Source organism: Spirillospora sp. NPDC127506, assembly GCF_040302145.1.
Classification (GTDB): Bacteria; Actinomycetota; Actinomycetes; order Streptosporangiales; family Streptosporangiaceae; genus Spirillospora.
In genome coordinates, this window is record NZ_JBEORG010000089.1 from 1 (window position 1) to 4,627 (window position 4,627).

The window sequence follows — 4,627 nt, forward strand, 5'->3', positions numbered from 1 at the left end:
CTCCTCCACCTCATCGAACGCCGCGGCGAACACCGGGAAGGTCTCATACAGCTCCCGGCCCATCCCCACACGCTGACTGCCCTGACCCGTGAACATCGCCGTCACGACGGGTCCGGTTCCGGACCCGGTGACCGCGGCGGGGGTCGTCTCGCCCGCGGCCACGGCCGCCAGGCCGGCCCGCAGGGTCGCCGTGTCGGGGCCGATCACCACCGCGCGGTGGTCGAGCACCGCCCGGCCCGTCGCCAGCACCGCCGCGACCTCCCGCAGGTCGGCGTCAGGCTCGTCCGCCAGCCAGCCGGCGAGCCGCTCGGCCTGCGCCCGCAGAGCGCCCTCGTCCTTGGCCGACAGGGTCAGCGGCCAGGACGGGAGCGGATACCCGGCCTCGACCTCTTCCGGCTCGGGGCCGGCCTCCAGAAGTACGTGGGCGTTGGTGCCGCTGATCCCGAACGACGACACACCCGCCCGCCGCGGCCGATCCGCATCCGGCCAGGCGACCGGCTCGGTCACCAGCTCCACCGCACCCGCCGACCAGTCCACATGCGGGGACGGCTCGTCCACGTGCAGCGTCGCCGGAACCACGCCATGCCGCATGGCCTGCACCATCTTGATCACACCCGCGACACCCGACGCCGCCTGAGCATGACCGATATTCGACTTCAACGACCCCAACAACAGCGGCCTGTCCCGATCACGCCCCCGCCCATACGTCGCGAGCAGCGCCTGCGCCTCGATCGGGTCGCCCAGCGGTGTTCCAGTCCCGTGCGCCTCCACCACATCGACGTCCCGCTCGGTCAGCCCCGCCTGAGCCAGCGCCGCCCGGATCACCCGCTGCTGCGACGGACCGTTCGGCGCCGTCAACCCATTGCTCGCGCCGTCCTGATTGACCGCCGAACCGGCCACCACCGCCAGCACCCGATGACCGTGCCGGCGGGCGTCCGACAGCCGCTCCACCAGCAGCATCCCGACACCCTCGGACCAGCCCGTCCCATCCGCCGACGCCGCAAACGCCTTACAGCGCCCATCCGGCGCCAGACCACGCTGACGGCTGAACTCGATGAACGTGCCCGGCGTGGCCATCACCGTCACCCCACCGGCCAACGCCAGATCACACTCACCCGACCGCAGCGCCTGAGCCGCCAGATGCAACGCCACCAACGACGACGAACACGCCGTGTCCATCGTCACCGCCGGACCCTCCAGACCCAGCGCGTACGCCACCCGGCCCGACGCCACACTGCCCGCGCTGCCGTTGGCGAGGTATCCCTCAAGGTCGGCCGGGGTGCGGCCGGTCAGCCGGGCGGCGTAGTCGTGGTACATCATCCCGGTGAACACGCCGGTGCGGCTGCCGCGCAGCGCGGTCGGGTCGACGCCCGCGCGTTCGATCGCCTCCCACGACACCTCCAGCAGGAGGCGTTGCTGCGGGTCCATCGCCAGCGCCTCACGCGGCGAGATCCCGAAGAAGCCGGCGTCGAACAGGTCCGCGTCGTACAGGAAGCCGCCCTCGACCGAGTAGGTGGTGCCGGGGTGGTCGGGGTCGGGGTCGTAGATGCGGTCGGCGTCCCAGCCGCGGTTCGCGGGGAAGCCGCCGATCGCGTCCTCCGCGTCCGCGACCAGCCGCCACAGGTCCTCCGGGGACCGGACGCCGCCCGGGTACCGGCACGCCATCCCGACGATCACGATCGGGTCCTCGGTGCGGGCGGTCGCGTGCACCGCCTGCCGGGAGCGGGCCCGTACCCCGAGCTCCTCCTCCAGGAGGCGCACCAGGTCGGCGGGCGTCGGGTAGTCGAACACGAGGGTGGCGGGGAGCCGCACGCCCGTCACGGAGCTGAGCCGGTTCCGCAGCTCGACGGCGGTCAGCGAGTCGAAGCCGAGGGCGCGGAACGCCTGGTCGGCCGCGATCCCGTCCGGGTCCGGGTCGTCCAGGACGGCGGCGGCCTCCTGGCGGACGAGGCGGAGCAGCGCGGCGGGGCGCTCGTGGTCCGGGAGGTCGGTGAGCCAGGTGGGCGCGGCGTCGCCGGACGGCGTTCCCGGGCTCCGCCGGGGCGCCAGGTCCCGCATGACCGGCGGGAGGTGCCGGGCGGTGCGCATCGCGCGCGGGTCGAGCCGGGCCGGTACGAGCAGCGCCGCGTCCTGCGCGGTGGCGAGGTCGAACAGGGTGAGGCCGTCGTCGGCGTCCAGCGGCAGCATCCCCGACCTGGACATCCGGGCCCGGTCGAGTTCGCTCAGCCCGCCCGCCATGGCGCCGCCGGCGTCCCACACGCCCCAGGCGAGGGACGTGCCGGGGAGGCCGCGGGCGCGGCGGTACCCGGCCAGCGCGTCCAGGAACCGGTTCGCGGCGGCGTACGCGCCCTGCCCGGGGGCGCCCGTGATCCCGGCGGCGGAGGAGAACATGACGAAGGCCGACAGGTCCATGCCGGCGGTCAGCTCGTGCAGGTGCAGGGCCGCGTCGGCCTTGGCGGCGAGGACGGCCGCGACCCGCTCCGGGGTGAGCGCGGTGACCACGCCGTCGTCGAGGACGCCGGCGGCGTGGACGACGGCGGACAGCCGCGTGTCCGCGAGCAGCGCGGCCACCGCGTCCCGGTCGGCGAGGTCGCACGCCTCGATGCGGGCGGTCGCGCCGAGCGCGGCCAGTTCGGCGGCCAGCTCGGCCGCGCCCGGCGCGTCCGGGCCGCGCCGGGACACCAACAGCAGGTCGCGCGCTCCCCGCTCGGTCACGAGGTGGCGGCACAGCCGGGAGCCGAGCGCGCCGGTCGCCCCCGTCACGAGGACGGTGCCGGAGCCGAAGTCCGCGGGCGTCCCGCCGGTCTCCGCGCGGAACCGGGTCAGCCGGGGCGCGAAGGCGGTCCCGCCGTGCAGGGCGAGCTGCGGTTCGCCGGTGCGCAGCGCCGCGCCCGCCGCCGCGGCGGCGTCCGTGCCCGGGTCGGCGTCGACCAGGACGATCGCGCCGGGGTTCTCGGTCTGCGCGGAGGCGGCGAGGCCCCAGACCGCCGACATCGCCGGGTCCACGGCGTCCGCGCCGGGGTGGACGCCGCGGGTGACGACGACGAGCGTGCCGTCCGGCTCGTCCGCCAGGTGCCGCTGGATCTCCGCGAGCGCCCAGACGGTGGCCTCCCGGGCCGAGAGGCCCGCCGGGCATTCGGCGACCGACGCCGCGCCGGGGCCCGGTTCGGCCGGGCCGAGCTCGGCCCACTCGACGCCGTAGAGCATCGTCGCGACCGCGCTTCTGGCCTGCGCGCCCAGTTCCTCCCACGGGATCGGGCGCAGGACGAGCGAGTCGACGGTGACGACCGGCCGGCCGTCGCCGTCCACCGCGGCCAGGCCGAACCTGCCTTCTCCGGAGGGCGTCAGGCGTACCCGCAGCGCGGACTGCCCGCGGGCGGCGAACTCCACCCCCGTCCAGGAGAACGGCAGCAGGTCCGCGCGGTCCGCCCCGGCGGCGCCGGTCAGCCCGATCGCGTGCAGGGCGGCGTCGAGCAGGGCGGGATGCAGCCCGAAGCGCGCGTGCTCGTCGCCCGTCTCGTCGGGCAGCCGCACCTCGGCGAAGATCTCGTCGCCGCGCCGCCACGCCCTGCGCAGGCCCTGGAACACCGGCCCGTACCGGAATCCGCGTTCCGCGAGGTCCGCGTAGTGGTCGTCGATCGGGACCTCGGCGGCCTCCGGCGGCGGCCAGGCGCCGACATCGGCGGGCCGGGTCCCCGCCGCCTCCTCCACGACGCCGGTGGCGTGGCGGACCCAGTCCGCTTCGCCATCGGAGCCTGCGCCGGCGTCTGCGGTCCTGGAGTAGACGCGCAGGCTCCGCCCGCCGCCCTCTCCCGGCGCCGACAGCCGGACCTGGAGCTGGACGTCTCCGTCCGCGGGGAACACGCACGGCCGCTCGATGGTCAGTTCCGCGACGCGCCCGCACCCGCCCAGGTCGCCGACCTGGGCGGCCAGCTCGACGAAGGCCGTGCCGGGCAGCAGCACGCGGTCGGCGACCACGTGATCGGCGAGCCACGGCTGCGCGCGGGTGGACATGAGCCCCGTCACGACCAGCTCGCCCGCTTCGGCGAGCACGACGAGCGCGCTCAGCAGCGGATGGTCGACGGAGGCGAGCCCGGCCCGCGCCAGGCCGGCCGCGCCGGTGCCCGCGGCGTCGAGCCAGTACCGGCGGCGCTGGAACCGGTAGGTGGGGACGTCGTCGGCCAGCCGGCCGCCCCGGTCGGCCGCCGGCGCCGTCCAGTCGACCGCCGTCCCGGCGACCCACAGCTCCGCGAGCGCCGTGAACAGCGCGTCCACCTCGGCGTGCCGCGCGCGCATCGCCGCCGCGAACACCTGGCCGTCCGGTTCGACCGTCCGCTGCGCGAGCGCGGTCAGGGTGCCCTCGGGGCCGAGTTCCAGCCAGCGGCGCACGCCGCGGCCGTGCAGGTCCGCGACCATGTCGGCGAAGCGCACCGGCTCCCGGACGTGGTCCACCCAGAACGCCGGCTCGGTCACCCTGGACGGGAGGCCGGCGAGGCCCGGCTCGTTGAAGGTCAGGTCTGCGACGACCCGGCCGAACTCTTCCAGCATCGGGTCCATCAGCGGGGAGTGGAACGCGTGGCTGACCTGGAGCCGCTTGACCCGCACCCCCTTCTTCGACCACCGCTTC

Annotated in this window: 1 protein-coding gene; it reads right to left on the reverse strand. The window is 75.8% G+C overall.

Annotated elements, in window-relative coordinates:
* A partial coding sequence (locus ABTW95_RS35480) for an SDR family NAD(P)-dependent oxidoreductase (protein ID WP_500228617.1) occupies positions 1-4,627 on the reverse strand: 4,627 nt, incomplete at both ends.